Source organism: Streptomyces sp. NPDC047085 (genome assembly GCF_040643735.1).
Classification (GTDB): domain Bacteria; phylum Actinomycetota; class Actinomycetes; order Streptomycetales; family Streptomycetaceae; genus Streptomyces.
On sequence record NZ_JBEYUW010000005.1, the window covers coordinates 134596 to 160066 of the forward strand.

The window sequence follows — 25471 nt, forward strand, 5'->3', positions numbered from 1 at the left end:
GAGCCCCATGACCGCCGTCATCGAGTCCGAAGAGCACAAGGCCCTCCGATCCGCCGTCGCCGCCCTCGGCAAGCGCTACGGCCGCGACTACCTCACCCGCACCATCGCCGAAGGAAAGCCCCTCACCGAACTCTGGGCCGAGGCAGGCAAACTCGGCTACCTCGGCGTCAACCTCCCCGAGGAGCACGGCGGCGGAGGCGGCGGCATCACGGAACTCTCCATCGTGCTCGAAGAGCTGGGGGCGGCGGGATCCCCGCTGCTCATGCTCGTCGTGTCACCCGCCATCTGCGGCACGGTCATCTCCCGCTTCGGCACCGAGGAACAGAAGCGCACCTGGCTCCCCGGGCTCGCCGACGGCACCCGCCTCATGGCCTTCGGCATCACCGAACCCGACGCCGGCTCCAACAGCCACCGCATCACCACCACCGCCCGCCGGGACGGCGCCGACTGGCTCCTCACCGGCCGCAAGGTCTTCATCTCCGGCGTCGACATGGCCGACGCCGTCCTCGTCGTCGGCCGCACCGAGGACGCCCGCACCGGACGCCTCAAGCCCTGCCTGTTCATCGTCCCGACGGACGCCGAGGGCTTCCAGAAGCACCCCATCGACATGGAACTCAACGCCGCCGAGAAGCAGTTCGAGCTGGTCCTGGACGACGTACGGCTCCCCGCCGACGCACTCGTCGGCGACGAGGACGCCGGCCTGCTGCAACTGTTCGCCGGGCTCAACCCCGAACGGATCATGACGGCCGCGTTCGCGATCGGCATGGGCCGCTACGCGCTCACCAAGGCGATCGAGTACGCCCGCGACCGCACCGTCTGGAAAGCGCCCATCGGCGCCCACCAGGCGATCGCCCACCCCCTGGCGCAGGCGCACATCGACCTGGAACTGGCCCGGCTGATGATGCAGAAGGCGGCCCATCTCTACGACGCCGGCGACGACATCGGCGCGGGCGAGGCCGCCAACATGGCCAAGTACGCGGCCGGGGAGGCCTGTGTGAAGGCCGTCGACCAGGCCGTGCACACCCTCGGCGGCAACGGCCTCACGCGCGAATACGGGCTCGCCTCGTTGATAACGGCCGCGCGCGTGGCTCGTATTGCTCCGGTGAGCCGGGAGATGATTCTCAACTACGTCTCCCACCAGACCCTGGGCCTGCCCAAGTCGTACTAGGCCACCACCGGCAGCCGCTTGGAGGAACCGTGTTCCGCAGCGCGTACGCAGACGTCCCGCCCGTAGAACTCCCCATCCACGACGCCGTCCTGGGCCGGGCCGCCGACTTCGGCGACCAGCCGGCCCTCGTCGACGGCACGGACGGCACCACCCTCACGTACGAGCAAGTGGACCGGTTCCACCGGCGCCTCGCCGCCGCGCTCGCCGACGCCGGCGTGCGCAAGGGCGACGTCCTCGCCCTGCACAGTCCCAACACGATCGCCTTCCCGACCGCCTTCTACGCCGCCACGCGCGCGGGCGCCTCCGTCACCACCGTGCACCCGCTCGCCACACCCGAGGAGTTCGCCAAGCAGCTCGGCGACAGCGGCGCCCGCTGGATCGTCACCGTCTCCCCGCTGCTGGACTCCGCCCGCCGCGCCGCCGAACTCGCGGGCGGCATACGGGAGATATTCGTCTGCGACAGCGCCACCGGACACCGCTCGCTCATCGACATGCTCGCCTCCGCCGCACCCGAACCGGAGATCGACTTCGACCCGGCCGAGGACATCGCCGCACTGCCGTACTCCTCCGGCACCACCGGCATCCCCAAGGGCGTGATGCTCACCCACCGGCAGATCGCCACCAACCTCGCCCAGCTCGAACCCGCCGTCCCGGCCGGCCCCGGCGACCGCATCCTCGCCGTACTGCCCTTCTTCCACATCTACGGCCTCACCGCCCTGATGAACGCGCCCCTGCGCAAGGGCGCCACGGTCGTCGTCCTGCCCCGCTTCGACCTGGAGACCTTCCTCGCCGCCATCGAGAACCACCGCATCACCGGCCTCTACGTCGCCCCGCCGATCGTCCTCGCCCTCGCCAAGCACCCCTCGGTGGCCCGCTACGACCTCTCCTCCCTGAAGTACGTCATCAGCGCCGCCGCCCCGCTCGACGCGGCCCTCGCCGCCGCCTGCGCCGAACGCCTCGGACTGCCGCCCATCGGCCAGGCCTACGGCATGACCGAACTGTCCCCCGGCACCCACGTCGTCCCGCTCGACAGCCTGCACCAGGCACCCCCCGGCACCGTCGGCAGGCTCATCGCCGGCACCGAGATGCGCATCGTCTCCCTCGACGACCCCGGCAAGGACCTCGGCACCGGCGAACCCGGCGAGATCCTCATCCGCGGCCCCCAGATCATGAAGGGCTACCTCGGCCGCCCCGACGCCACCGCCGCCATGATCGACACAGAGGGCTGGCTGCACACCGGAGACGTCGGACACGTCGACCCCGACGGCTGGCTGTACGTCGTCGACCGCGTGAAGGAACTCATCAAGTACAAGGGCTTCCAAGTGGCCCCCGCAGAGCTGGAAGCCCTGCTCCTGACCCACCCCGGCATCGCCGACGCCGCCGTCGTCGGCGCCTACAACGAGGACGGCAACGAGATCCCGCACGCCTACGTCGTCCGCCAGCCCACCGCCGACGACCTGACTGAGAACGAGATCATGCTCTACGTCGCCGAACGCGTCGCCCCCTACAAACGCGTCCGCCGGATCACCTTCATCGACACCGTCCCACGCGCGGCCTCCGGGAAGATCCTCCGCCGCGAACTCAGGGAGCACGCGTGAGCACACCGAAAGGCGCACTGATCGGACGCACGCGCGCGCGTGCCGTCGAAACCCTCAGCCTCGACGCCGTCGACACCCGCAACGCACTCTCGGCGGCGCTCGTCGGCGACCTCTCCGGCGCCCTCGCCGACTGCGCCAAGGACCCGGACGTCCGAGCGGTCGTCCTCACCCACACCGGCACCACCTTCTGCGCCGGCGCCGACCTGCGCGACCCACCCGACCCGGACGCCCTCGTCGGCGTGCTCCGGCAGCTCGTCGAACTGCCCAAACCCGTGATCGCCCGGATCACCGGACACGTCCGGGCCGGCGGCCTCGGCCTCCTCGCCGCCTGCGACATCGCCGCCGCCTCCCCCGAGGCCACCTTCGCCTTCACCGAGGTCCGCATCGGGGTCGCCCCCGCGGTGATCTCCCTCCCGGTCATCCCGCGCACCGACCCCCGCGCCCTGGCCCGCTACTACCTCACCGGCGAACGCTTCGGCCCCGCCGAGGCCCAACGCCTGGGCCTGCTCACCCTCACCGGCGACGACGTGGACGAAGCCCTCGCCCCCGTCCTGGACGGCCTGCGCCGCTCCTCCCCCCAGGCCCTGGCCGAGACGAAACAGCTGCTCACAGCTAGGGTGCTGGAGACGTTCGACCGGGACGCGGCCCACCTGACCGCGCTCTCGGCCCGGCTGTTCGCCTCCGCCCAGGCCAGGGAGGGGATGACGGCCTTCCTGGAAAGACGTGATGCGGCATGGGTGGTGTGAGTACGACGGCGGAACGCGACCGGGTCCCCGATCGCGTCCCCAAGCAGGACCGCAGCCGGGCCACCCGGCAGCGGCTCCTGGAGGCCGCCGTGGCCTGCCTCGCCGAACACGGCTGGGCGGGCTCCACGGTCGCCGTCGTCGCCGAACGCGCCGGCGTCTCCCGGGGCGCCGCGCAACACCACTTCCCCACCCGCGAGGACCTGTTCACCGCCGCCGTCGAGTACGTCGCCGAAGAACGCTCCAGCGCGCTCAGAGACCTGTTCCCGGACGGCGCCGCCGACCGCCGCGCCGTCGTCGCCGCCCTGGTCGACCTCTACACCGGCCCCCTCTTCCGTGCCGCCCTCCACCTGTGGGTCGCCGCCTCCAACGAGGACCAGCTGCGCACCCGGGTCACCGAGCTGGAGGCCCGCGTCGGCCGCGAGACCCACCGCATCGCCGTCGAACTCCTCGGCGCCGACGAATCCCGCCCCGGCGTCCGCGAAACCGTCCAGGGCTTCCTCGACATGGCCCGCGGCCTCGGCCTCGCCAACCTCCTCACCGACGACACCGCCCGCCGCGCCCGGGTCGTGACCCAGTGGGCGGCCCTGCTGGACGCGGCGCTGACCTGAGCCACAGGGGGACTCTGAGCCACGGTGCGACCCTGAGCCACGGTGTGGCCTGACCCACCGTGCGGCCCTGACCTGCTGAGACGCCCCCGGCGCCGGCCACGTGAACCGGGCCACAGCCGGATTTGGCGACCCGCAGTACTCTTGGGCCCATGCCTCCGATGCTCGTTCGCCGCCGCCACGTGGACTACGTGCGCGTCACGAGCATGGGCTGTCGCCTTTCGGCCTGATTCAGCCCCTTTTTTCTTCCCTCTTTTACGGCATTCTGGGCGCCGCCCCTACCCATGGCGGCCTGCCCGTGGCCCACACACCCCTGTGGACGCACCCATGACGACGCACACCGCGACGGCGACCCCGTCGTACGACCAGCTCCCGATCATCGACCTGTCCGCCGCCGACCGCGGCCCCCAGGCCCGGGCGCTGCTCCACGCCCAGCTGCACAGCGCCGCCCACGACGTCGGCTTCTTCCAGCTCGTCGGACACGGCGTGACCCGGGCCGAGACCGACGCCCTGCTCACGGCCATGCACGCCTTCTTCAAGCTGCCCGAGGCCGACCGGCTCGCCCTCGACAACGTCAACTCCCCGCACTTCCGCGGCTACACGCGCACCGGCGACGAACGCACCGGCGGCTCCCGCGACTGGCGCGACCAGCTCGACATAGGCGCCGAGCGCCCCGCCCACGCCCCCGGCCCGGACGAGCCCCCGTACTGGTGGCTGGAGGGCCCCAACCAGTGGCCCGCCGCCCTCCCCGAGCTGCGCACCGCCGCCCTGGCCTGGATCGACAAGCTCAGCGCCGTGGCCCAGCGCCTCCTCCGGGAACTCCTCACCGCCATCGGTGCCCCCGCCGACTTCTACGACCCGATCTTCGGCGAGCACGCCCACCCCCACCTCAAGCTGGTCCGCTACCCCGGCAGCGCGGGCGACGGCACCGACCAGGGCGTGGGCGCGCACAAGGACTACGGCTTCCTCACCCTCCTCCTCCAGGACACCGTCGGCGGCCTCCAGGTCCAGCGCGAGGACGGCCTCTTCCACGACGTGCCCCCGCTGGAGGGCGCCTTCGTCGTCAACCTCGGCGAACTGCTGGAGGTGGCCACCAACGGCTACCTGGTCGCCACCAACCACCGCGTGGTCAGCCCGCCCGGAGCGACGGAACGCTTCTCCGTCCCGTTCTTCTACAACCCCCGTCTGGACGCGAAGGTCGCCCCCCTCCCCTTCCCCCACGCCTCCACGGCCCCCGGCATCACCACCGACCCCTCCAACCCCCTGTACGCCGAATACGGCTACAACGAACTGAAGGGCAAACTCCGGGCCCACCCCCTGGTGGCAGAACGCCACCACACGAACCTGCTGACTCCGGCGTGACCCCCACCGTGGGGGCCGCGCCTCACGGGCTCAGGCGGTCCACTGTCCAGGTGCCGTCGGGGCGGGCGGTGTAGCGCAGGCGGTCGTGGAGGCGGTTCTCGCGGCCCTGCCAGAACTCGATCGTCTCCGGGGCGATGCGGAAGCCGCCCCAGTGCGGCGGGACCGGGACCTGTTCGTCCTCGGGGTAGCGGGCGCCGAGGTCGGCGTAGGCCTCCTCCAGTTCGGCGCGGGAGGCGATCACGGAGGACTGGGCGCTGGCCCAGGCGCCCAGCTGGGAGCCGTGCGGGCGGCTGCGGAAGTAGGCGGCGGTCTCGTCGCGGCCGGTGCGGCGGGCGACGCCGGTGACGATGACCTGGCGGGCGACCGGGTGCCAGGGGAAGAGCAGGGAGACGTACGGGTTCTCCGCCAGCTCGCGGGCCTTGCGGGAGTCGTAGTTGGTGTAGAAGACGAAGCCGTCGGTGTCGAACTGCTTCATCAGGACCGTGCGGGAGCTGGGCCGGCCCTTCGCGTCCGCCGTGGAGACGACCATGGCGTTCGGCTCGTAGATCGTGCCGTGCAGAGCCGCCCTCGCGGCGTCCTCGAACCAGCGGGCGAACTGGTCCATCGGGTGCGTGGCGAGGTCGTGCTCTTCGAGACCCTGGGCCCGGTACTGCTTCCGCATGGCGGCGGGATCGGTGGCAGGGTCGAGGACGGGTTCGAAGAAGGGTTCGCTGTCGGTCGTCACGCGGTCATCCTGCCGTATCGAACGAGCGTGGCACTCAGTGTCGCGTGGTCTCCCCAACGGTGACACTCGGGGTTATCGTGCAGATCCCCCCGCGGTTTGGGTGACCACCGGAGGATCGGGGCATCACCGGGGTGACCGCCGCCGACACACCATGAGGAGCCGCCTGATGTCCGACTTCGTACCTGGGCTCGAGGGAGTCGTAGCGTTCGAGACGGAGATCGCCGAACCGGACAAGGAGGGCGGCGCCCTGCGGTACCGGGGCGTCGACATCGAGGATCTGGTCGGTCACGTCTCGTTCGGCAATGTGTGGGGGCTGCTCGTCGACGGTGCCTTCAACCCCGGCCTGCCACCGGCCGAGCCGTTCCCGATCCCCGTCCACTCGGGTGACATCCGCGTGGACGTCCAGTCGGCGCTCGCGATGCTGGCACCCGTGTGGGGGCTGCGGCCGCTGCTCGACATCGACGAGGCGCAGGCCCGCGACGACCTCGCCCGCGCCGCCGTCATGGCGCTGTCGTACGTCGCCCAGTCCGCGCGCGGGCAGGGACTGCCGATGGTGCCGCAGCGGGAGATCGACAAGGCGCAGTCCGTCGTGGAGCGGTTCATGATCCGCTGGCGGGGCGAGCCGGACCCGAAGCATGTCGCCGCCGTGGACGCCTACTGGACGTCGGCCGCCGAGCACGGCATGAACGCGTCCACCTTCACGGCACGGGTGATCGCGTCGACGGGTGCGGATGTCGCTGCCGCGCTGTCCGGGGCCGTGGGCGCGATGTCCGGGCCGCTGCACGGTGGTGCGCCCTCCCGCGTGCTCGGCATGATCGAGGAGATCGAGCGCACCGGGGACGCGGAGGCCTACGTCAAGCGGGCGCTGGACCGCGGTGAGCGGCTGATGGGGTTCGGGCACCGGGTGTATCGGGCCGAGGACCCGCGGGCGCGCGTGCTGCGGCGTACGGCGCGGGAGCTGGGAGCGCCGCGGTTCGAGATCGCGGAGGCGTTGGAGAAGGCCGCGCTGGAGGAGCTGCACAATCGGCGGCCGGATCGCGTGCTCGCCACCAACGTGGAGTTCTGGGCCGCGATCATGCTGGACTTCGCCGAAGTCCCGGCGCACATGTTCACGTCGATGTTCACGTGCGCGAGGACCGCCGGCTGGTCCGCGCACATTCTGGAACAGAAGCGCACCGGTCGTCTGGTGCGTCCTTCGGCGCGGTATGTGGGGCCGGGGCCGCGCGATCCGCGGGACGTCGAGGGATACGCGGACATCGCCCACTGAACCGACAAACGCAGACGACCCGCGAGCTCGGTCCCTCCGCCTCGGCGGAGGAGCCGGCCGGACGTACCGGCGAGCTCGCGGGTCGGGTGACTGCTTGGGATTGGGCCGGCTGCACGCGTCTTTCACGTGCCGGTCCGGCACCGCACTGGGTGTGGTGGCGAGCCGCTAGCCCGCAGTCACCTCACGCGTCCGGTTTTCATACATCTGCCGAACCACCTCCCTTCTCGTGTAATCGCCACCCTAAGAAGCCGACCGGTTCGGTTCAACCGTTTTTTGCTCGCCTTTTCGGCTTGCTCGAAAGCGGTGGCGGCTGGGCGCCCGTTTCCCTACGTTGCCGCGCATGACCGATCTTCGTATCGAGCCCGTCGACGGTGACGCCATGCTCGAGCAGTGGCGGTACGTCCACAATGTGATCGTTCCGCCTGCCGCCATGTCCGTCGAGGACGCGCGGGAGCGGGTGGGGCGGTATCGGATGGAGAACGCCTATCTCGGGGATGAGCTGGTCGGGTGCTCCACGGTCAGGCCGCCGGTGGGGGAGGACGGGGTCGTGACCGTGATCGCGCGGGTGCTGCCCGTGTACCGGGGGCGTGGCTTCGGTGCGGCCCTGTACGAGAACGGGCTCGCGCACGCGCGTGTGCTCGGTGCGAGGGCGGTCGAGACGTGTGTGCTGGCCGTGAACGTGGACGGGCTGCGGTTCGCGGAGCGGCGTGGTTTCGTGGAGACCGACCGGTATGTGCTGGACGACGGGAGCGACGAGTGGGTCGACCTGCGGCTGGAGCTGGGGCGAGAGCCGGCGGGTGGGCCGGGTCTGGTTGTCCGGCATTGATTCCTTCAATCTGCGGGAACAGGATGTGGGCTGCGTCACGTTCCAGTTGAATGAAGGCCGATGAGCGAACCGAGCGCCGTAACGTGCGCCGACGCAGCCTCCAGGGGGTCCAGGTGAGTGCTTCCCGGCGGAGTGGGACCACCGACGAGCTGGGGCCGGACGAGCCCGAGCGGTCCGGCCCGCACCGCTCTGACGGCCCGGGCGGGCCGGACCCCGACCCCCCGGACGAGTCCGGCGGTTCCGAGGATCTGCTCGCCGCGCTGCTGGACGGCATGGACGCGGCGCTGTGCGCCTTCGACGCCGATGGTGTGGTGACCCACTGGAACCGCGAGGCGGAGCGCATCCTGGGCTGGAGTGCGGCCGAGGCGGTCGGGCGGCACGGCTTCGCCGGGTGGGCGGTGCGCAGCGCCGACGCCGAGGAGGTGCAGTCCCGGCTGATGGCGGCCATGCACGCGTCCGGCCGTCAGGTGCATGAGTTCGCCCTGGTCACCAAGGACGGCGGACGCGTGCTCGTGCGGACCCAGTCCGCCGCCGTACGCGGTCCGGACGGCAAGCCCGCGGGTCTGTACTGCGCCTTCAGTGAGGTGCACGCGCAGATCGACCTGGAGCGTTCGATCGCGTTGAGCGAGGCGCTGTTCGAGGACGCGTCCTGGGGTGTGGTCCTGGTGGACGCCGATCTGCGGCCCGCCGTTGTGAACGCGCACGCGGCGCGTGCCCTGGGTATCGGGCGTACGTCCGCGCTCGGGCGGCCGCTCGGTGAGCTGCTGGCGCAGGGCGCGGAGGAGCTGGAGAGCGCGCTCACTCATGTGCTGGCCGAGGGTGCGCCGCCCGCGCCCGCCGAGATGTGGGTGGCGCTGCGCACGCCGGAGGGTGAGAAGCGGCGCTGCTGGCGCAGCGGGTTCCTGCGGCTGGCGTCGCCGCTGGCCGAGGAGCCGGTGCCGCTCGGGGTCGGCTGGCTCTTCCAGGACGTGACCGAGGCCAAGCACGGCGAGCAGGAGGCCTCCCTGCTGCGCTTCCGCACCAACCAGCTGCACCGCGCCGCGCGCGCCGCGGGCGAGTGCGAGGATCCGGCGGAGGCGGCCACCGTCCACCTCGACTTCGCGCTGGCCGGCTTCGCCGACCACGCGCTGCTCGACCGCATGGCCGGCGCCCCGCGCGCGGAGGGCGACGACTCGGCCCCGGTGCGGCTGGTGCGGCTCGCGGCCACCCCCGCCGGGGCTCCCGGTCCCAGCGTGCTCACGGGCGCGGCCGGGCTGCCCCTGCGCTACGAACCCGGGCACCCGGCGCTGCAGTGCGTCGCGCGGGCCGGCACGGTGCGCGCGGACGCCGGGTCGGTGTCGGCCGAGCGGGCGCGGGAGTGGGCGCGGGACCGGCAGTGGCCCGAGGACGCCGTGCACGCCCTGTGCGCGGTGCTGCGCAGCCGGGGCCGGACGCTGGGCGTGGTCACCTTCCTGCGCGGGTCCGGCCGCAGCCGCTTCGAGCGGTCCGACGCGGCCTACGCCGAGGACGTGGCCGCACGGATCGGCGCGGCGCTGGACCTGGCGGAGGCCGTGCGGGAGGAGCCGGGGAAGTAGGGGGCAGGGAGTAGCGGGTAGGGAGTGGCCGTCTCAGCGGCGGTAGAAGATCCGGTCGCCGTACTCCTCCATGACCCGCCTGTTCCATTCGTGGCCGCCGTCGACGTTGCCGGAGCGCAGCAGTGGGGGCTCGATGCCGCGGTCGGCCAGGGTGGCGGCAGCGGTGGCCACGACGGCCTGCATCAGGGCGCTGGTGACCACCGTGGAGGCGGGAGCGAAGGGCGCCGGGATGGTGTCGAGGGTGAGTTCGGCGTCGCCGACGGCGATCTTCGAGTCCAGGACGACGTCGCAGTGGTCCTTCAGGAAGGTGCCCGAGGTGTGCCGGGACGTCGTCTCCGTGGCGTACGCCACCGATGTCACGCCGATGACCTTCACCCCGAGGGCGCGGGCGCTGAGGGCCATCTCCACGGGCAGGGCGTTGCGGCCGGAGAGGGAGATGATCACGAGGGCGTCGCCGGCGCGGAGGGGTGAGGTGTCCAGGACGGCGCTCGCGAGGCCGTCGACGCGTTCGAGGGCGGAGCCGAGGGTGGCCGGGGTGACGTCGACGCCGACGACTCCGGGGACGGCGAGCAGGTTCATCAGGGCGAGTCCGCCGGCGCGGTAGACGACGTCCTGGGCGGCCAGGGAGGAGTGCCCGGCGCCGAAGGCGAACAGGCGTCCGCCGGCCGCGACGGTGTCGGCGAGCAGGGTGCCGGCCCTGTCGATCGCCTCGGCCTCCTCCTCGCGGACCTGTTGCAGCAGGTTGATGGCGGCGTCGAAGAACAGGTCGGCAGGCGTGCCGTCGCTCATGCGGTGCCCCTTCGCGGCGTCGGTGTCGCGGATCACGGTGCGGTCTGGACCAGTGCGGTGTCAATACGGCCGAGGGGGTGTGTACGCGTGTTGACGGGGGGTGTCGCGCTGGACCCCTTGGGGTGCTCCGCGGACGCCGTTCTGCCGGAGGCCCCCGCTTGTCAGTGGGATCCGGCAGAATTGATGCCAGGGCCAGCGCACGCGCCGGAGCTGCCGGCAGAGGTAATCGAGGGGCACGTATGTCCGGACTGATCGACACCACGGAGATGTATCTCCGCACCATCCTCGAACTCGAAGAGGAAGGCGTCGTCCCCATGCGCGCCCGCATCGCGGAGCGGCTGGACCAGAGCGGGCCGACGGTGAGCCAGACGGTGGCGCGCATGGAGCGTGACGGTCTCGTGTCCGTCGCCAGCGACCGCCACCTGGAGCTGACCGACGAGGGCCGCCGCCTGGCCACGCGCGTGATGCGCAAGCACCGTCTCGCGGAGTGTCTGCTGGTCGACGTGATCGGCCTGGAGTGGGAGCAGGTCCACGCGGAGGCGTGCCGCTGGGAGCACGTGATGAGCGAGGCCGTCGAGCGCCGGGTGCTGGAGCTACTGCGTCACCCGACCGAGTCGCCGTACGGTAATCCGATCCCGGGTCTGGAGGAGCTGGGCGAGAAGGACGGGGCCGACCCGTTCCTGGACGAGAGCATGGTCTCGCTGGCCGATCTGGACGCAGGCGCCGACGGCAAGACGGTCGTCGTCCGCCGTATCGGCGAGCCGATCCAGACGGACGCGCAGCTGATGTACACGCTGCGGCGCGCGGGCGTGCAGCCCGGCTCCGTGGTGAGCGTGACGGAGTCCGCCGGCGGGGTGCTGGTGGGCAGTGGCGGCGAGGCGGCCGAGCTGGAGGCCGACATCGCCTCGCACGTGTTCGTCGCCAAGCGCTGAACAGGTCGGGGCCCCGGCGCCGAGTGGCGCCGGGGCCTGTCCTCCCCTGTGCTGACCCGGAGCCCCGAGCTCCCAGGGTCATCCCCTTCGGACCGTTTTTCCCCGAGCGGTCCGCCTCCCGCCAGAAAGATCCCCTCGGTGGCGGCGATCATTCCTTGAGGGGTGTCACTCGAACGAGGGGTGTTGTCCGCAGACGCCGATTTTTCGAATAGGTATTCGATAGTCTGCGACGGCAGTACGACGGAAGTACGGGTACGACGGCAGTACGACAGCGTGAGCGGCGCGAACGCCGGCGACGGCGAGCACGGCAGTACACCGGTACGAGGCAGGCGGAGCTGGGGGGTACCAGGCCGATGGCACGGCGTATCGACGTGACGGGAGCGGGCGGGGTGCGCCTGGCCGCCTGGGAGTTCGCGGACCCTCCCAAGACGGATCCGGAGCCCGACGCTCCGGGCGTGCTGTTACTCCACGGCCTGATGGGCCGCGCCTCCCACTGGGCGTCCACCGCCCGCTGGCTCGCCGAGCGGCACCGCGCCGTCGCGCTCGACCAGCGCGGCCACGGCCAGAGCGAGAAGGACCCGCAGGCCGCGTACAGCCGGGAGGCCTACGTCGAGGACGCCGAGGCCGCCGTCGAACAGCTCGGTCTCGCCCCCGCCGTCCTCATCGGGCACGCCATGGGCGCCCTGACCGCCTGGCAGCTCGCCGCGAAACGCCCCGACCTGGTGCGCGGCCTGGTCATCTGCGACATGCGGGCCTCCGCCCTCGGCGCGGCCTCGCAGCGCGAGTGGGCCCAGTGGTTCCGTTCCTGGCCCGTCCCGTTCGCCACCCTCGCCGACGTCCGCAAGTGGTTCGGCGAGGACGATCCGTGGGTGGAGCGCCCGAACCCCTCCCGGGGGGAGTTCTACGCCGAGGTCATGCACGAGTCGGCGGACGGCTGGCGCCCCGCCTTCGACCCGGAGCAGATGCTGCGCACCCGCGAGAGCTGGGTGTACGACGCGCACTGGGAGGAGCTGGCGCAGGTCCGGTGTCCCGCACTGGTCGTGCGGGGGCTGGACGGGGAGCTGGGCCGGGCGGAGGCGCAGGAGATGGTGCGGGTGCTGCCGCGGGGGGAGTATGCGGAGGTGGCGGAGGCGGGGCACCTCGTGCACTATGACCGGCCGGTGGCTTGGCGGTCGGCTGTCGAGCCGTTTCTTGCATCCGTGCTCGGGGATTGATGTGCCTTCTCGTCTGCGTGGTGTCGGTGCGTTGGCGGATGCGGGTGCGTTGTGTGTCGCGCCGTTCCCCGCGCCCCTTTGGGTGAGTTGCAGGGCCCTATGCCAGATCGGCGCCCTCAGCCCTTGCTCACCGCCGCCAAGATTTCCGGCAGGCGGGACGCCGTGCGTGGGGCTGCCAGTCGGAGGCTCGTCCAGGTGATCGTGGCGCCGTACGCCGCGCCCGTCGGGAGCAGGACCCAGGTCCACGCGTCGCCGTCCGCGCTCACGTTCAGCCAGATGGTCAGGGTGATGACGGGGGAGCAGAGGAGGGCGGCGGCGACCATGCCGCCGAAGACGGAGATCCAGGCGAGGCCGGCCTGGCCGGGGGCGACGTTCTTGTGGCCTTCCTGGGGGATGGAGTACGGGAAGCGGGCCGAGGTCCAGGCGCCGGTGGCCAGCATGGCGCCGAGCAGGGCGAGGGACAGGCCGAGCACCTCCGGAAGGCGGGGCCAGTCGCCGAGCAGCGCGGTCGTCAGGACGGTGACCAGGGCGGCGTACGGCAGGGTGATCGCCAGCAGGGCAAGCGCCCGTCCGCGCAGCTCGGCGTAGGCGTCCCGCGGGGTGGAGATCGTCAGGGCCACCATCCAGAAGGCGGAGGTGTCCTGCCCGAACTGGTTGTACATCTGGATGCCGAGCATGCCGGCGGCGAAGCACGCGAAGTAGATCGAGCCGGTGCCCTGCACCGCGTTGAACACCGGCACGATCAGCCCGATGGCCAGCGAGGTCACCCATGCGGCCTTGGTCTTCGGGTCGCGCCAGACGTAGCGCAGGGCGCGTTCCATGACCGCGCCCGTGCGCCCGCCCGGCAGCAGCCGTCCCAGCCCCGTGGAGGAGCGCTCGCGCGCCCCCACGTCGGCGCACTGGAGCGTGGACCCGTCGGGCGAGGTCATCAGCCGGGTCAGGCTCCGCGCCCAGACGGCGATCAGGGCCGCCAACGCACCCACGGCAAGCGTGAGTTGGGCGACCGCGACGCCGTACGACCCTTCGCTCGCCGCGTGCACCGCGCCCACCGCCGAGGCGGGCGGCACCCAGGACAGCACGTCCGCGGCCGGTTCCAGCTGTCCGAGCCCGGCCGAACCGAGCCGCTGCGCGCCGAAGTTGGCCAGCTGGGCCCCGATGGCGATCACGAGGCCGCTCAGCACGGCCAGATCGCGGCCTCTTCTGCTGGTGAGCAGCCGTACGTTGGCGGCGGCGACGGCCCGCGCGAGCGCCACGCAGACCAGCAGGGCGAGGACGACGGCGACGACGGAGAACGCGTACCCCGCCGCGCCGTGCGCCACCGCCAGGACGCACCCCGCCAGCACCAGCAGCGTGAACAGTGGCCCGATCCCGACCAGGGAGGCCGCGAGCAGCGCCCGGACGAGGGGCCGGGGCCGCAGGGGCAGCAGCACCAGCCGGGTCGGGTCCAGCGTCTCGTCGCCGCTCGGGAAGAACAGTGGCAGCACCGCCCATCCCAGCGCCGTCACGGCCGTGGCCGGCACGGCGACGGCCTCGGCGTGCGCGTGCCCCCGCAGGGCCAGCAGACCCAGCAGTTGCAGCAGTGCGACGAGCAGGGCGAGAACGGCCGAGGTGACGAACGCGGTCCGCCGGCCCGCCGACTGCCGCAGCCCGTTCCTCAGCAGCGACAGCTTCAGGCGTACGACGGTGGCGGTGAGGGCCGTGGCGGTCAGGGCCGTGGCGGTGAGAGCCGTGGTGGCGACAGGCCGCGCGGTGCCGGTCGGGTCCGTGGTCGCGGTCTCGTCGGTCATCGGGGTGTCCCGCCGCCCAGCCAGTCCAGATCGGATGCGGTGTCGCGGCCGCTCGCGCCCACCAGCTCCAGGAACGCCCCGTGCAGCGTGGGGTGCGCCCCGCGCACCTCGGCCAGGGGTCCGGTGGCGCGGATGCGCCCGGCGGCCATGACGGCCACCCAGTCGCACAGCGACTCGACCAGCTCCATGACGTGCGAGGAGAACACGACGGTGGCGCCGGAGGCGGTGTAGCGCTCCAGTACCCCGCGGATGGTCTGTGCGGACACCGGATCGACGCCCTCGAACGGCTCGTCCAGGAAGAGAACTTCGGGATTGTGGAGGACGGCGGCCGCGAGGCCGATCTTCTTGCGCATGCCGGTCGAGTAGTCGACGACGAGCTTGTGCTGGGCCCCGGCGAGATCGAGCACGTCCAGCAACTGGGTGGCCCGCTTGTCGACCTCGGGCCCGGGCAGCCCCCGCAGCCGCCCCGCGTACCCGAGCAGTTCCCGCCCCGACAGCCGCTCGAACAACCGCAGTCCCTCGGGCAGCACCCCGATCCGCGCCTTCACGCCCACCGGATCGCGCCACACGTCCCGCCCGACGACCTCGACGGACCCCTGATCGGGCCGCAGCAACCCGGTCATCATGGACAACGTGGTGGTCTTCCCCGCCCCGTTGGGCCCGACCAGCCCGATGAACTTCCCGGCGGGCAGATCGAGATCCACCCCACCCACCGCCACCTGCTGCCCGAACCGCTTCCAGAGCCCCCGCACACGCACCGCAGCCTCGGTCATGAAGGAACCCTACGCGGCTGGAACGCGGCTGGAGCGAACCCGAAGGGGAGACGGCCCCGCCAGGCGCCCCCCTCACCGACCCCCTTATCGATCGCGCTTACCGGTCCCGGAAACACGCATACGCGAGCGGCGAGATCAACTCCTCCGCGTCCGGCAGCCACCGGTTCGCCGCCGTCGGCCGGCAGGCCCACTGCACCGCACCCCGCGACCCGAACCGCGTCGGCGGAGCGGCGACGAAACTTCCCTCCCCCAAGGGCGCGAGATCCAGCGAGGCCAGCGACCACCCCAGCTTCCGCACCAGGTCGGGAACCTTCACGGAGGCCCCCGGCAGCACGAAGAAGTGCATCCGCCGGTCGGGAGTGAGCGTCACCGGCCCCAGCGTCAGCTCCATCCGCTCCATCCGCGCGAGGGCCAGGAACCCGGCGCTCTCCGGGACGGACAGCGCGTCGAAGGTCCGCCCGGTCGGCAGCAGGATCGACGCCGTGGGCTGCTTCTGCCACATCCGGCGGGCGACGGTCGCACTGCCGGTCGCCTGCGTCGCCCAGTCGGAGCGCGCGGGGTGCGCACCCGGCGCGGGGCAGGAGGCATCGCCGCACGAGCAGCGCTGCACCCCGTCGACGGCTTCGAGCCAGGTGCCCGGGAACACGTCCCAGTGCCGCTCCTCGGCGTAGCGCACGGCGGTCTCCAGCAGCGACGCCCCGCGCTGCCTCGGAATCTGAGCGGCTTCGGTTCCCGCGATCGTCTCTTCCACGTTCCACTCAACTCCCGCACCCACCTGGAGTTACGGCTGGAGCGCGCGCGGGGGAGGAGCATCGATTCGGCAGCCGGGGCGCATGGGTGCACAGCCGGGGGCGCGTGGGAGGAAGCGGGGCGTGGGCTGGGTAGTCAGGGAGGGGGGTGGCATCTGCCTTTACCCCGGCAAACCGCACATGTCACGCATTGACGGTATGTCAGCTGGGCAGTGATCTTCATGACCGGATCGTTCCGACCGGACGTTCCGACCGCACGTTCCGACCGCACGTTCCGACCGGATCGTTCGGCCGGACCGTTCGGCCGGATCTTCACGCTCCAGGGGTTCGCAGGGGGTAGCACATGGCCGCAAGGCCTCTCGTGGCGAGGCAGCCGAACGAACGGCTGCAGGCACTCATCCAGGAAGCGGGGTGCTCGAACGCCGGGCTGGCCCGGCGGGTCAACATGTGCGGCGCCGAGCACGGTCTCGACCTGCGCTACGACAAGACGTCCGTGGCCCGCTGGCTGCGCGGCCAGCAGCCGCGGGGCCGGGCCCCGGCGATCATCGCGGAGGCGCTCGGGCGCAAGCTCGGCCGTACGGTCACGATCGACGAGATCGGCATGGCCAACGGCAAGAACCTCGCCTCGGGGGTCGGTCTCCAGTTCTCGCCGACGGTACTGGGGGCCATCGAGCAGGTCTGCGAGCTGTGGCGCAGCGACGTGGGGCGGCGGGACTTCCTGTCCGGCTCCTCCGTCGCCGCCTCCGCGCTGGTCGAGCCCAGCCGTGACTGGCTGATCTCGGCGCCGGACGCCCAGGTGGCCCGGCAGGCGGGCCCGCGCGTGGGCCAGTCCGACGTGGCGGCCGTACGGTCCATGACGCAGGCGCTGGTGGATCTCGACCACCAGTACGGCAGCGGGCATGTGCGGCCGGTCGTCGTGCACTACCTCAACAGCGTGGTCTCCGGGCTGCTCGCGGGGTCGTACCGGGAGGCGGTCGGCCGTGAACTGTTCGCCACCGTCGCCCGGTTGACCGAGCTGGCCGGGTACATGGCGGTCGACACCGGGCAGCCGGGCCTGGCCCAGCGCTACTACATCCAGTCGCTGCGCCTCGCGCAGGCGGCCGGCGACCGCGGTTACGGCGGCTATGTCCTGGCCGCCTCCATGAGCCACCTGGCCGCGCAGCTCGGCAATCCGCGCGAGATCGCCCAGCTGGCGCGGGCCGCGCAGGAGGGGGCGCGGGGGCGGGTGACCCCGCGCGCGGAGGCGATGTTCCACGCGGCCGAGGCCCGCGGGCACGCCCTGCTCGGCGACGTCCGTGCCGCGCAGGCGGCCTCCGGGCGGGCGATCTCGGCGATGGAGCAGGCGGACGCGGCCTCCGGGGACGACCCGGCGTGGATCAGGCACTTCGACGAGGCCTACCTCGCCGACGAGCTGGCGCACTGTCATCGCGACCTGGGCCAGGCGGAGGCGGCGGCGCGGTACGCCGAGCAGTCGCTGGCCGGGCACCCCGAGTCGCGGGCCCGGCGGCGCGCCATCGGCTATGTGCTGCTCGCCACGGCCCAGGTGCAGCAGCGCGAGATCGAGCAGGCGTGCAGCACCGGCCTGAAGGCGGTCGAGCTGCTGGAGACGCTCCGCTCCAACCGGGGCGCCGAGTATCTGGAGGACCTCCAGCAGCGACTGGAGCCCTTCCGCGACGAGGCGGTGGTGAGAGAGTTCGGAGCCCGCCTCGACCTCCAGCAGGCGGCCTGATCATCGGCAGGCCGCCTGAACACCGGCTCCGCGGTTGCGTGAACGCGCGGCGAACGGCGTCCGGATGCCGGGCCGGGGGCATAAACAGCGTGCCGCGGGGAGGTTTTGTTACCGCTGTCACAGGGCACAAGATCGCGCCCTGAGCTGCGTGGCACCCGGCTCGGGGGACCCGGTAGCGTGAGCCGACGATTCCGAAGGTCCCTCAATCGTAGGAGTCCCGGTGACGCAGAGTGGACAGGGCGATGAGCCCTCGGCGCAGCGCGCGCACGAAGGCATCGTGCTGCCCTCCGACGGAGGTGAGCCCCTGCTGCCGGGCATGACACCCGCACCCGCGCCCGCCGCGCCGGCCGGTGGGCAGGCGTGGGGCGGCGGCTGGGGCCCCGGCCAGGAGCAGCCCCAGCAGACCCAGCAGGGCCAGGGCTGGCCCGCGGCGGCCGGCCAGCAGTGGCACACCCCGGAGCAGCCCCCGGCCACGGGCGGTCCCGGCCCGCTGCCCCCCGAGGGCGCGCCGGCCCCGTCGTCGTACGGCGCCCAGTCGTACGGCACGCCCGCCCCCGGATACGGCCAGGACGGCCAGGCGCCCGCGTACGGCGGGCAGCCCGGCTACGGCTCCGCCGGACAGGCCCCGGCCTATGGCCAGGACGCCGGGCAGCCCGGCTACGGCGGTGCCGAGTCGTACCCGCAGCAGTACGCCGGGCACGAGCTGCCGGGTTCGTCCGCCGCGCCCCTGCCGCCCGCCGGGCAGGACCTTCCGGGTTCCTCCGGTGCGCCCCTGCCGCCCGCGTACCCGGCGGCGGGCGCCCCGCTGCCCCCGGCGGCCGACGGCGCGACCCAGTACATCCCGCCGGTGCCCGCCGACGCGGGCGGGCAGCCGTCCGCGTACCCGTCGGCCGTCCCGGGCGCCGTGCCCGAGGGGGCGACCCAGTACCTGCCGCCGGTTCCGGCGGGCGGGGCCGACGAGGGCGCCACGCAGTACATCCCGCCGGTGGCGCCGGGCGCGCTGCCGCCGGAGGCGGCCGGGGAGGAGACCCGGTTCCTGGGGCGCGTGCAGCAGCAGCCCGCGCCGGCCGGCCACGCGGACGCGGAGGCCACCCAGTACATACCGCCGGTCCCCGGCGGGGGGCAGGGCGGGGACCGGCAGCCGCCCGCCGAGTTCGACAACCTCTTCCGCAGCGGGCCCGCGGGCGCCGAGGGCCCGGCCGGGGCCACGCAGCAGATGCCGCGCGTCCAGCCGCAGGGTCGGCCGGACGCCTACGCCGGCCCGCCGCAGCAGCCCTCGACGCGGGGGCTGCCGGTGGACTCGATGGACTACGAGGGCGGGCGCCGGGGCGGCCGGACCGGCTCGCGGGTGCCGCTGATCGCCGCCATCGGCGTCGGCATCGCCGTCGTCGGCATCGGCGCCGGCGCGCTGCTCAGCGGCGGTGGCGGGGACAAGGGCGACGACAGCAAGAACGTCGCCGCCTCGGCGTCGGCCACCCAGCAGCAGTCCGCCTCGCCCGCCGCCGACCCGGCCAAGGCGCAGGCGGTCGAGCTGGACAAGCTGCTCGCCGACAGCGGCGGCAGCCGTGCCTCGGTGATCCGGGCGGTCGGCAACGTCCGGCAGTGCGACAACCTCGGCCAGGCCGCCTCCGACCTGCGTGCCGCCGCCAAGCAGCGCGGCGACCTGGTCACCCGGCTGGGCAAGCTGTCCGTGGACAAGCTGCCGAACAACGCCGAGCTGACCGCCTCCCTCACCAAGGCCTGGCAGGCCTCCGCCTCCGCCGACAACCACTACGCGGCCTGGGCCGACCAGGTGGGCGGCAAGCGGGGCTGCCACAAGGGCCACGCCAAGCCCACCGGGCAGACCCAGGCGGGCGATCGGGCGAGCGTCACCGCCAGCGCGGAGAAGTCCAAGGCGGCCGGCCTGTGGAACGCCATCGCGCAGAAGTACGGCCTGACCCAGCGCCAGCCCACCCAGCTCTGACGGCCTCCGGGGCCGCTGAGGCCCTCCGAGCCTCTGCCGCCCTCAGGAGCCTCTGACGCCCTCCGGCGCGCCTGGGATCCTCCGGCGCGCCTGAGACGGTTCCGGCGCCTGGAGCACCACAGGCGCCGGAGTGCCGGCTCGGCCCTGTCGGCGAGGCTCTGTCGGCCAGGTCCTGTCGGCGGGGTCCGGTCCGCTCGGTCAGCCGATGTCCGCGGTCTCCAGGGTCTTCGTCATGTCGCCGCCGCCCGGCCCGCTCTGCTTGGCGGCGACCAGCCTGCCGTCGCGGACCACCTGGAGGGTCACGTCGGCGTTGACGAGCCGCGGGAAGCCGACCGCGGCGAGCGTGGTCTCGTCGGGCCAGTGGAGGGTCGGGGTGAGGCCGCCCGTGGACACCTTCAGCCCGTGGTCGAGGGTGCGCCGCACGGTGTCGGCGCTCACCTCGCCGTCGCCGATCTTCTCCAGTACGGCCTTCAGCACGGTGTAGGCGATCCAGGTGGTCTGCACTCCGGCGTCCGCGGGGTCGATGCGGTTGTCGCCGAAGGCCTCCTCGTTGATGACCCGCTTCATGGGGGCCCAGCGCGCGTCGGACGCCGGCGGGTACCAGCCGGTGATGTACGCCCCCTCGTACGGTCCCGACGCCCCGCCCGTCGCGTTGATCACCGTCTGGTCGACGCTGCCCAGCACGGTCGCCAGCCGCACCTTCGGGAACCCCTCGCGGGCGCGCCGGAAGGAGTCCATGAAGGCTTCGGTGCGGTCCCCGAGCGCGGGCACCACGCACCCCCTGCGGGTGACGTCCTGGGTCGCGTACCGCAGCGCCTGATCGGCCTGGCCGCCGTACTCGGTGGCGTTCTCGGCGGCGAGCTGGTCGCCCGCCTGCGCGTGTCCCCCCGCCTTCAGGCCCGAGTCGAGCACCGCGGGCAGCTGGTCGCCGGCGATGCTGTCGGGGCGGACCAGGGCGACCGGACCGCAGGTGCCGGCCAGTGCCTTGCCGAGACCGGCCAGGAGGGCGGGCTGGCCCCCGTTGACCGGGTAGGACAGGTGGCCGGTGAACTCCTCGTTGGTGACGCCGTAGCCACCGATGTAGGGGATGCCGGCGCTCTCCAGCGGGGCGAGGTAGGAGTCGCCGAACTGGCTGTAGGAGCCGACGACCGCGACCACGTCCTCGGCCGCCGCGCGCCGGGCGCACTCCGCGGCGCCCACGCTGTCGTTGTGGTCGTTGCAGGTCAGGACCTCGAGCTTGCGGCCGTTGACGCCGCCCTGGCCGTTGATCCACTTGGCGTAGGCGCGGGCCATCGCGGGCATGCCGGGCTTGTTGGTGGCGTCGGTCTTGTCGGGTGCCCAGGTCATGACCTTGATCGGGCCATCCCCGGAGCCCCCCGTGGCACCGGGGATGACCCCGCACCCGGCGGTCAGCGACGCACACGCGGCCAGAGCGCTCGCGGACAGGGCGGCTGCTCTGGTCGGCCGGGAGAGGAAGGGGAGGATGGAACTGAAGGTGCGTCGCCTGCCGGTCATGCACATGCACGATTCCCTCACACAGCTAACCCAAGAGTGACCCTCGGTCAACGAAAAGTGACACCAGGGTGAATTCCAGGGGCCGGTGTGATCAGTGGGACGGAGAACGTACGATCGATGACCGTGCAAGGTTCGGAGAACTCTTCCCGTCGCGGCCGTCGCTCCTCCACCATGGGCGGCATGCCACTGAACGACATGCCGTGGTGGCGCTGGCGCAGCAATGTGCGCTCCGCGCTGCACATGCTCTCCGACCCGGTGTTCCAGCGGGACGTCTGGCTGGCCGGCGTGGACGGGTACGGGGACGTCACCGACGCCGTGTACCGGCTGGTCGAGGACACCTGGCTGGACAACTGGTCGGCCGAGAAATACGTCGGCACGATCTTCCGGGACTCGCAGGAGGCGGCGCTCGTCGACACCGCCGTGCTGCGGGTGCTGCGGATCATGCACCAGGTCGGACCGGACGCGCCGGTCGGCGCCTACCTCGAACACCAGGGGTGGCCGGAGGCGGTGCGGGCGGCCCGGGACGCGCATCTGCGGCTCGCCACGAGCGACGGGGACGACCCCGACGCGCCGCCGCGGACCCTCGAGGTGCTGCGGATCATGACCAGGTCCGCGTAGCGGACAACGGCTCGGAGGGCCGGTCCGGCGTGAGATTCTGGGCTGCATGAACGAGCAGCCCAGCCGAGCCGCGGCCCCCGCCGATCAGTACGTCCTCACCCTCTCCTGCCCGGACAAAAAGGGCATCGTGCACGCCGTGTCGAGCTACCTGTTCATGACCGGCTGCAACATCGAGGACAGCCAGCAGTTCGGCGACCACGACACGGGTCTGTTCTTCATGCGCGTCCACTTCTCGGCGGAGGCGCCGGTGACGGTGGAGAAGCTGCGGGCGAGCTTCGCGGCGATCGGTGACACCTTCCACATGGACTGGCAGATCCACCAGGCCGACCAGAAGATGCGGATCGTCCTGATGGTCAGCAAGTTCGGGCACTGCCTGAACGACCTGCTGTTCCGCGCGCGGATCGGTGCGCTGCCGGTGGAGATCGCGGCGGTGGTCTCCAACCACACCGAGTTCGAGGAGCTGGTGGGCTCCTACAACATCCCGTTCCACCACATCCCGGTGACGAAGGACAACAAGCCCGAGGCCGAGGCGCGGCTGCTGGAGCTCGTCCGCGAGCAGGACGTCGAGCTGGTGGTGCTGGCCCGCTACATGCAGGTGCTGTCCGACGACCTCTGCAAGCAGCTCAGCGGCCGGATCATCAACATCCACCACTCCTTCCTGCCGAGCTTCAAGGGCGCGAAGCCGTACCACCAGGCGCACGCCCGGGGCGTGAAGCTGATCGGCGCCACCGCCCACTACGTCACCGCCGACCTCGACGAGGGCCCGATCATCGAGCAGGAGGTCGAGCGGGTCGGCCACGACGTCACCCCCGAGGGTCTGGTCGCCATCGGCCGCGACGTGGAGTGCCAGGCGCTCGCGCGCGCGGTCAAGTGGCACGCCGAGCGGAGGATCCTCCTGAACGGCCGCCGCACGGTGGTCTTTGCCTAGAGACGCCGACCCCCGAAGGGGCACCCTGCCGCGGCGACAGCACCTTGCCCGGGCTCCCCGCGGCACGCACCGCGGGGAGCTGCCCGGGCCGGCGTCCCCGGAGGTGGCCGCCTTCAGCAGCGCGTCGACCGCCTTCTGCAGTCCGGCCAGCGCGTCGGCGGAGAGATCGGCGGCGGCACACGCCTTGGCGCCGCTCTTCGGGCTCGGGGGCGTGGGGGCCGCGGCGGCGGCCTGGGCGATGGCGGCCTTCACGGCATCACCGAGCTTGGTCGCCTGGTCGGGGATGAGCTGGCCGTCGTCGGCCTTGAGGACGGCGTTGAGCAGTTCGGTGACGGGGGGGGTGAGCACGCCACCGAGGTCGCCGAGGCTTTTGGTCTGTGCAAGGAGTGCGTCCGCGTCGGAGACAGGCGCCTGGTGGACCACCGGAGTGCGCACGCGGTCCGAGTCGGCGGCGACAACGGCCGTACTGGCCATGCCGACAAGGCAGGCCGGCTGCCCGCGCATCCGCGGCCCGCTCCTACATGCGGCTCAGGCTCGCCGCCGCCGACAGGATGTCCTGGATGGCCTCGCGGTCGCCGACCTGGCCCGCAGCGGCCTCCGCGGGGGAGACGTGGCCGGCGGCGAGGCGGCAGAACTCCACGCCGTCGAGGGCGACGTGGGCGACCTCGAACTCGGCGGAGCCGACCGCGCCCGGGGAGTCCAGGGGGATCAGCCACTCTCCGCCGGCCGCGCCCTCGATCTCCAGGCGCACACTGCGCCCCGGCGTGCCCGCCGACACCAGATGCGGAGTCCGGCCCGGCGCGGACAGTCCCGCCCGGCGCCGGGCGGCCAGCACGGTCGGCAGCATCCGGGCCGCGAGGTCGATGATCTTGCTCAAGTGCCGTGGCGCGGGCGGTTCGTACGGGTAGTCCACCGCCTCCGCGATGTCCTCGGCGTGCGCCCAGCACTCGAAGGCCCGGTCCAGCATCGCGTCGTGCAGCGGCAGTTCGAAGTCGCCGTACGACACCGCGAACCCGCCCACGCTGCCGCCCGTGAAGGACGCCGTCCGCACGAGATGGTGGCTCTGGTCCCGCCAGGGTCCCCGCACCGAACGCGTCGGCGGGAAGTGCGAGGTCCGCCAGAACGCCTCGGTCCGCTCGACCGGCCCGGCCACGCCCTGTCCGCCGGGCCCGCTCGGCCCGCCCGTCCCGCTCGCCCCGAGGATCTCCGCCAGCGGGTCGTCCAGGCCCAGCGCCACTGCGACCAGCCCGTCCACCGACAGCAGATGCGCGATCACCCCGGCCACGGTCGTACGACGGCTCTTCTTCCGGTCGCCCTCGAACCACCGCAGCCGCACCGGCGCGTGCCACTCGGCGTCCCCGAAGTCCTGCAGCAGCGCGTCCAGTCGCGCGGTCTCGGCGTCGTACGGCGCCGCCCAGTCGGGCACCGGGATGCGCGGCGGCCGGCGGTGCAGGCAGCTCTCCAGGACCCGGGTGCGCAGCCCGGGGTCCAGGTCGAGGCTCTCGGGCTTGTGCAGCAGCCCCACCGCCTCGCGCAGCCGTCGCGCCTCGTCCGCGCAGGAACCGCAGGTGCCGAGGTGGTCCTCGACGGTCACCGCCTCCGCCGCCGAGCAGGCGGCCAGGGCCCAGGCCCCGAGCAGTGATTTCAGGACGTCGTGTGAGAGGTCGAGCGGCACAGGTGCGAGATCCCCCAGGTCGGTCGGATCGGGCAGCGGCCGTCCGCTGTCCTCGACGGAGGCGCGGGGCATCGGGATGCGCGCGGGCTGGTCGGGCCCGCCGTCGGACCGCTGCTCGGGCTGACGTTCAGCATGCTCGGAGCCATCGTCGTACGGCTCCCCGGGTCCTCCGGTTCCGCTCACACCGCACCTCCGGGTTCCGGTGGTGTGCCGGCGTCGTGGGCGGTGGAGAGCAGTTGCAGGCCGAGGCGGAGGCGGCGGCGGGCCTCGTCCTCGGTGACGCCGAGGTCGACGGCGGTCTGGCGGTAGTCACGCCGCTGGAAGTAGGCCAGCTCCAGGGCGGCGCGCAGCGGGGAGGGCATCGAGTGGACGATGTAGTCGGCGCGGGCGGCGACGGAGGCGCGGCGCACCCTGCTCTCCAGGCTCTCCAGCTCCTCCGGGGAGCCGCTCTCGCCCCGGGTGAGCGCGGCGGTCTCGCTGTCGCGCAGCCGCTGCACGGCCATCCGGTTGGTCACCGCGGCCACCCAGGAGCGCAGCGGGCCCTGCTTGGGGTCGTAGCCCTCCGGGTGCTCCCAGAGGTGGGTGAAGACCTCGCGGGTGACGCCGTCGGCGGCCTTCTCGTCGCCGAGGACGCGGTGGGCGAGGCTGTGGACAAGGGAGGCGAACCGGTCGTACAGCTCGCCGAGGGCGGCCGCCTCGCCGCGCGCGAGCCGCTGCTGCATCTTGCGGTCCCAGCGGGGCGGTACGTCCTTCTTCGCCATGTGGTTCCTCCCCTCGCCCGTGCTCAGCGTGTCCGCACCGTCATCTCGAATGTAGTCGGCACGTCTGACAGCGCACGCCCCTTTGTGTCATTGTGCGCCCCGTGAAGCGCCGCAGGTGATAGTGCCCTCTTCACATAACCTTCACACAAAGGGTGTTCATGTCCGATC

General features: G+C 72.5%; 22 protein-coding genes. 14 read left to right on the forward strand and 8 right to left on the reverse strand.

Annotated elements, in window-relative coordinates:
• The first annotated feature begins 7 nt into the window (after nucleotides 1–7).
• The 5 genes from ABZ865_RS19295 to ABZ865_RS19315 all read left to right on the forward strand — a co-directional run bounded on the left by ABZ865_RS19295 (nucleotide 8) and on the right by ABZ865_RS19315 (nucleotide 5479).
• A complete protein-coding gene (locus ABZ865_RS19295) occupies nucleotides 8–1168 on the forward strand; it encodes an acyl-CoA dehydrogenase family protein (protein ID WP_361231485.1) in 1161 nt (386 codons plus the stop codon).
• 29 nt (nucleotides 1169–1197) lie between these two features.
• The gene (locus ABZ865_RS19300) at nucleotides 1198–2766 is read left to right on the forward strand and encodes a 4-coumarate--CoA ligase family protein (protein ID WP_361231487.1); all 1569 of its coding nucleotides are present in this window, start codon (nucleotides 1198–1200) and stop codon (nucleotides 2764–2766) included.
• Nucleotides 2763–3512 (forward strand): enoyl-CoA hydratase family protein, encoded by a 750-nt coding sequence (locus tag ABZ865_RS19305; RefSeq protein ID WP_361231489.1) that lies wholly within the window; start codon nucleotides 2763–2765, stop codon nucleotides 3510–3512. The genes ABZ865_RS19300 and ABZ865_RS19305 overlap by 4 nt, the downstream gene beginning before the upstream one ends.
• Nucleotides 3500–4120 (forward strand): TetR/AcrR family transcriptional regulator, encoded by a 621-nt coding sequence (locus ABZ865_RS19310; RefSeq protein ID WP_361231491.1) that lies wholly within the window; start codon nucleotides 3500–3502, stop codon nucleotides 4118–4120. The genes ABZ865_RS19305 and ABZ865_RS19310 overlap by 13 nt, the downstream gene beginning before the upstream one ends.
• A gap of 324 nt (nucleotides 4121–4444) precedes the next feature.
• Nucleotides 4445–5479, forward strand: a complete 1035-nt coding sequence (locus tag ABZ865_RS19315; protein ID WP_361231493.1) for a 2-oxoglutarate and iron-dependent oxygenase domain-containing protein — start codon at nucleotides 4445–4447, stop codon at nucleotides 5477–5479.
• 22 nt (nucleotides 5480–5501) lie between these two features.
• Here the strand turns inward: ABZ865_RS19315 and pdxH are convergent, their stop codons facing one another.
• Nucleotides 5502–6140, reverse strand: a complete 639-nt coding sequence (pdxH, locus tag ABZ865_RS19320; RefSeq protein WP_361232265.1) for a pyridoxamine 5'-phosphate oxidase — start codon at nucleotides 6138–6140, stop codon at nucleotides 5502–5504.
• 229 nt (nucleotides 6141–6369) lie between these two features.
• Between pdxH and ABZ865_RS19325 the strand changes: the two genes are divergently transcribed.
• From ABZ865_RS19325 to ABZ865_RS19335, 3 genes are all read left to right on the forward strand, one after another.
• Nucleotides 6370–7470, forward strand: a complete 1101-nt coding sequence (locus ABZ865_RS19325) for a citrate synthase 2 (RefSeq protein WP_361231495.1) — start codon at nucleotides 6370–6372, stop codon at nucleotides 7468–7470.
• A gap of 340 nt (nucleotides 7471–7810) precedes the next feature.
• Nucleotides 7811–8296 carry a GNAT family N-acetyltransferase gene (locus ABZ865_RS19330; protein WP_361231497.1) on the forward strand — a complete coding sequence of 162 codons (486 nt, stop codon included), beginning with the start codon at nucleotides 7811–7813 and terminating at the stop codon, nucleotides 8294–8296.
• Nucleotides 8297–8409: 113 nt separating this feature from the next.
• Nucleotides 8410–9870, forward strand: a complete 1461-nt coding sequence (locus ABZ865_RS19335; RefSeq protein ID WP_361231499.1) for a PAS domain-containing protein — start codon at nucleotides 8410–8412, stop codon at nucleotides 9868–9870.
• A gap of 33 nt (nucleotides 9871–9903) precedes the next feature.
• On the opposite strand, the gene ABZ865_RS19340 is transcribed toward ABZ865_RS19335, so the two are convergent.
• The gene (locus tag ABZ865_RS19340) at nucleotides 9904–10659 is read right to left on the reverse strand and encodes an SIS domain-containing protein (protein ID WP_361231501.1); all 756 of its coding nucleotides are present in this window, start codon (nucleotides 10657–10659) and stop codon (nucleotides 9904–9906) included.
• Nucleotides 10660–10898: 239 nt separating this feature from the next.
• On the opposite strand from ABZ865_RS19340, the gene ABZ865_RS19345 reads away from it, so the two are divergent.
• A complete protein-coding gene (locus ABZ865_RS19345; protein ID WP_361231503.1) occupies nucleotides 10899–11591 on the forward strand; it encodes a metal-dependent transcriptional regulator in 693 nt (230 codons plus the stop codon).
• Nucleotides 11592–11944: 353 nt separating this feature from the next.
• Entirely contained in the window at nucleotides 11945–12805 is an 861-nt protein-coding gene (locus tag ABZ865_RS19350; RefSeq protein WP_361231505.1) for an alpha/beta hydrolase, read from the forward strand.
• 116 nt (nucleotides 12806–12921) lie between these two features.
• Here ABZ865_RS19350 and ABZ865_RS19355 read toward each other — a convergent pair whose 3' ends face one another.
• From ABZ865_RS19355 to ABZ865_RS19365, 3 genes are all read right to left on the reverse strand, one after another.
• Nucleotides 12922–14592 (reverse strand): transporter, encoded by a 1671-nt coding sequence (locus ABZ865_RS19355; RefSeq protein WP_361231507.1) that lies wholly within the window; start codon nucleotides 14590–14592, stop codon nucleotides 12922–12924.
• Complete coding sequence (locus ABZ865_RS19360; RefSeq protein WP_361231509.1) at nucleotides 14589–15365, reverse strand: ABC transporter ATP-binding protein; 777 nt, start codon at nucleotides 15363–15365, stop codon at nucleotides 14589–14591. The genes ABZ865_RS19355 and ABZ865_RS19360 overlap by 4 nt, the downstream gene beginning before the upstream one ends.
• A 97-nt stretch (nucleotides 15366–15462) precedes the next feature.
• Entirely contained in the window at nucleotides 15463–16116 is a 654-nt protein-coding gene (locus ABZ865_RS19365) for a bifunctional DNA primase/polymerase (protein WP_361231511.1), read from the reverse strand.
• Nucleotides 16117–16457: 341 nt separating this feature from the next.
• On the opposite strand from ABZ865_RS19365, the gene ABZ865_RS19370 reads away from it, so the two are divergent.
• Together ABZ865_RS19370 and ABZ865_RS19375 are read left to right on the forward strand one after the other, a co-directional pair.
• On the forward strand, nucleotides 16458–17843 hold the full coding sequence (locus tag ABZ865_RS19370) for a transcriptional regulator (RefSeq protein WP_361231513.1): 1386 nt from the start codon (nucleotides 16458–16460) through the stop codon (nucleotides 17841–17843).
• A 220-nt stretch (nucleotides 17844–18063) separates the two neighbouring features.
• Nucleotides 18064–19806: a hypothetical protein gene (locus ABZ865_RS19375; RefSeq protein ID WP_361231515.1), complete on the forward strand. Its 1743-nt coding sequence runs from the start codon at nucleotides 18064–18066 to the stop codon at nucleotides 19804–19806.
• 198 nt (nucleotides 19807–20004) lie between these two features.
• Here ABZ865_RS19375 and ABZ865_RS19380 read toward each other — a convergent pair whose 3' ends face one another.
• On the reverse strand, nucleotides 20005–21321 hold the full coding sequence (locus ABZ865_RS19380) for an ABC transporter substrate-binding protein (protein ID WP_361231517.1): 1317 nt from the start codon (nucleotides 21319–21321) through the stop codon (nucleotides 20005–20007).
• 117 nt (nucleotides 21322–21438) lie between these two features.
• Between ABZ865_RS19380 and ABZ865_RS19385 the strand changes: the two genes are divergently transcribed.
• Together ABZ865_RS19385 and purU are read left to right on the forward strand one after the other, a co-directional pair.
• A complete protein-coding gene (locus tag ABZ865_RS19385; RefSeq protein WP_361231519.1) occupies nucleotides 21439–21939 on the forward strand; it encodes a hypothetical protein in 501 nt (166 codons plus the stop codon).
• A gap of 46 nt (nucleotides 21940–21985) precedes the next feature.
• On the forward strand, nucleotides 21986–22867 hold the full coding sequence (gene purU, locus ABZ865_RS19390; protein ID WP_361231522.1) for a formyltetrahydrofolate deformylase: 882 nt from the start codon (nucleotides 21986–21988) through the stop codon (nucleotides 22865–22867).
• A 517-nt stretch (nucleotides 22868–23384) separates the two neighbouring features.
• On the opposite strand, the gene ABZ865_RS19395 is transcribed toward purU, so the two are convergent.
• Together ABZ865_RS19395 and ABZ865_RS19400 are read right to left on the reverse strand one after the other, a co-directional pair.
• Nucleotides 23385–24725: an MDMPI N domain containing protein gene (locus ABZ865_RS19395; RefSeq protein WP_361231524.1), complete on the reverse strand. Its 1341-nt coding sequence runs from the start codon at nucleotides 24723–24725 to the stop codon at nucleotides 23385–23387.
• Nucleotides 24722–25303 carry a sigma-70 family RNA polymerase sigma factor gene (locus ABZ865_RS19400; protein WP_361231526.1) on the reverse strand — a complete coding sequence of 194 codons (582 nt, stop codon included), beginning with the start codon at nucleotides 25301–25303 and terminating at the stop codon, nucleotides 24722–24724. Before ABZ865_RS19400 ends, ABZ865_RS19395 begins: the two co-directional genes overlap by 4 nt.
• Nucleotides 25304–25471 lie beyond the last annotated feature (168 nt).

Coding starts and splice junctions, on each gene's coding strand:
- ABZ865_RS19295 (WP_361231485.1), top strand. CDS start 8: ATGACCGCCGTCATCGAGTCCGAAGAGCACAAGGCCCTCCGATCCGCC.
- ABZ865_RS19310 (WP_361231491.1), top strand. CDS start 3,500: ATGGGTGGTGTGAGTACGACGGCGGAACGCGACCGGGTCCCCGATCGC.
- ABZ865_RS19315 (WP_361231493.1), top strand. CDS start 4,445: ATGACGACGCACACCGCGACGGCGACCCCGTCGTACGACCAGCTCCCG.
- pdxH (WP_361232265.1), bottom strand. CDS start 6,140: ATGCGGAAGCAGTACCGGGCCCAGGGTCTCGAAGAGCACGACCTCGCC.
- ABZ865_RS19325 (WP_361231495.1), top strand. CDS start 6,370: ATGTCCGACTTCGTACCTGGGCTCGAGGGAGTCGTAGCGTTCGAGACG.
- ABZ865_RS19330 (WP_361231497.1), top strand. CDS start 7,811: ATGACCGATCTTCGTATCGAGCCCGTCGACGGTGACGCCATGCTCGAG.
- ABZ865_RS19340 (WP_361231501.1), bottom strand. CDS start 10,659: ATGAGCGACGGCACGCCTGCCGACCTGTTCTTCGACGCCGCCATCAAC.
- ABZ865_RS19345 (WP_361231503.1), top strand. CDS start 10,899: ATGTCCGGACTGATCGACACCACGGAGATGTATCTCCGCACCATCCTC.
- ABZ865_RS19350 (WP_361231505.1), top strand. CDS start 11,945: ATGGCACGGCGTATCGACGTGACGGGAGCGGGCGGGGTGCGCCTGGCC.
- ABZ865_RS19355 (WP_361231507.1), bottom strand. CDS start 14,592: ATGACCGACGAGACCGCGACCACGGACCCGACCGGCACCGCGCGGCCT.
- ABZ865_RS19360 (WP_361231509.1), bottom strand. CDS start 15,365: ATGACCGAGGCTGCGGTGCGTGTGCGGGGGCTCTGGAAGCGGTTCGGG.
- ABZ865_RS19370 (WP_361231513.1), top strand. CDS start 16,458: ATGGCCGCAAGGCCTCTCGTGGCGAGGCAGCCGAACGAACGGCTGCAG.
- ABZ865_RS19380 (WP_361231517.1), bottom strand. CDS start 21,321: ATGACCGGCAGGCGACGCACCTTCAGTTCCATCCTCCCCTTCCTCTCC.
- ABZ865_RS19385 (WP_361231519.1), top strand. CDS start 21,439: ATGACCGTGCAAGGTTCGGAGAACTCTTCCCGTCGCGGCCGTCGCTCC.
- purU (WP_361231522.1), top strand. CDS start 21,986: ATGAACGAGCAGCCCAGCCGAGCCGCGGCCCCCGCCGATCAGTACGTC.
- ABZ865_RS19400 (WP_361231526.1), bottom strand. CDS start 25,303: ATGGCGAAGAAGGACGTACCGCCCCGCTGGGACCGCAAGATGCAGCAG.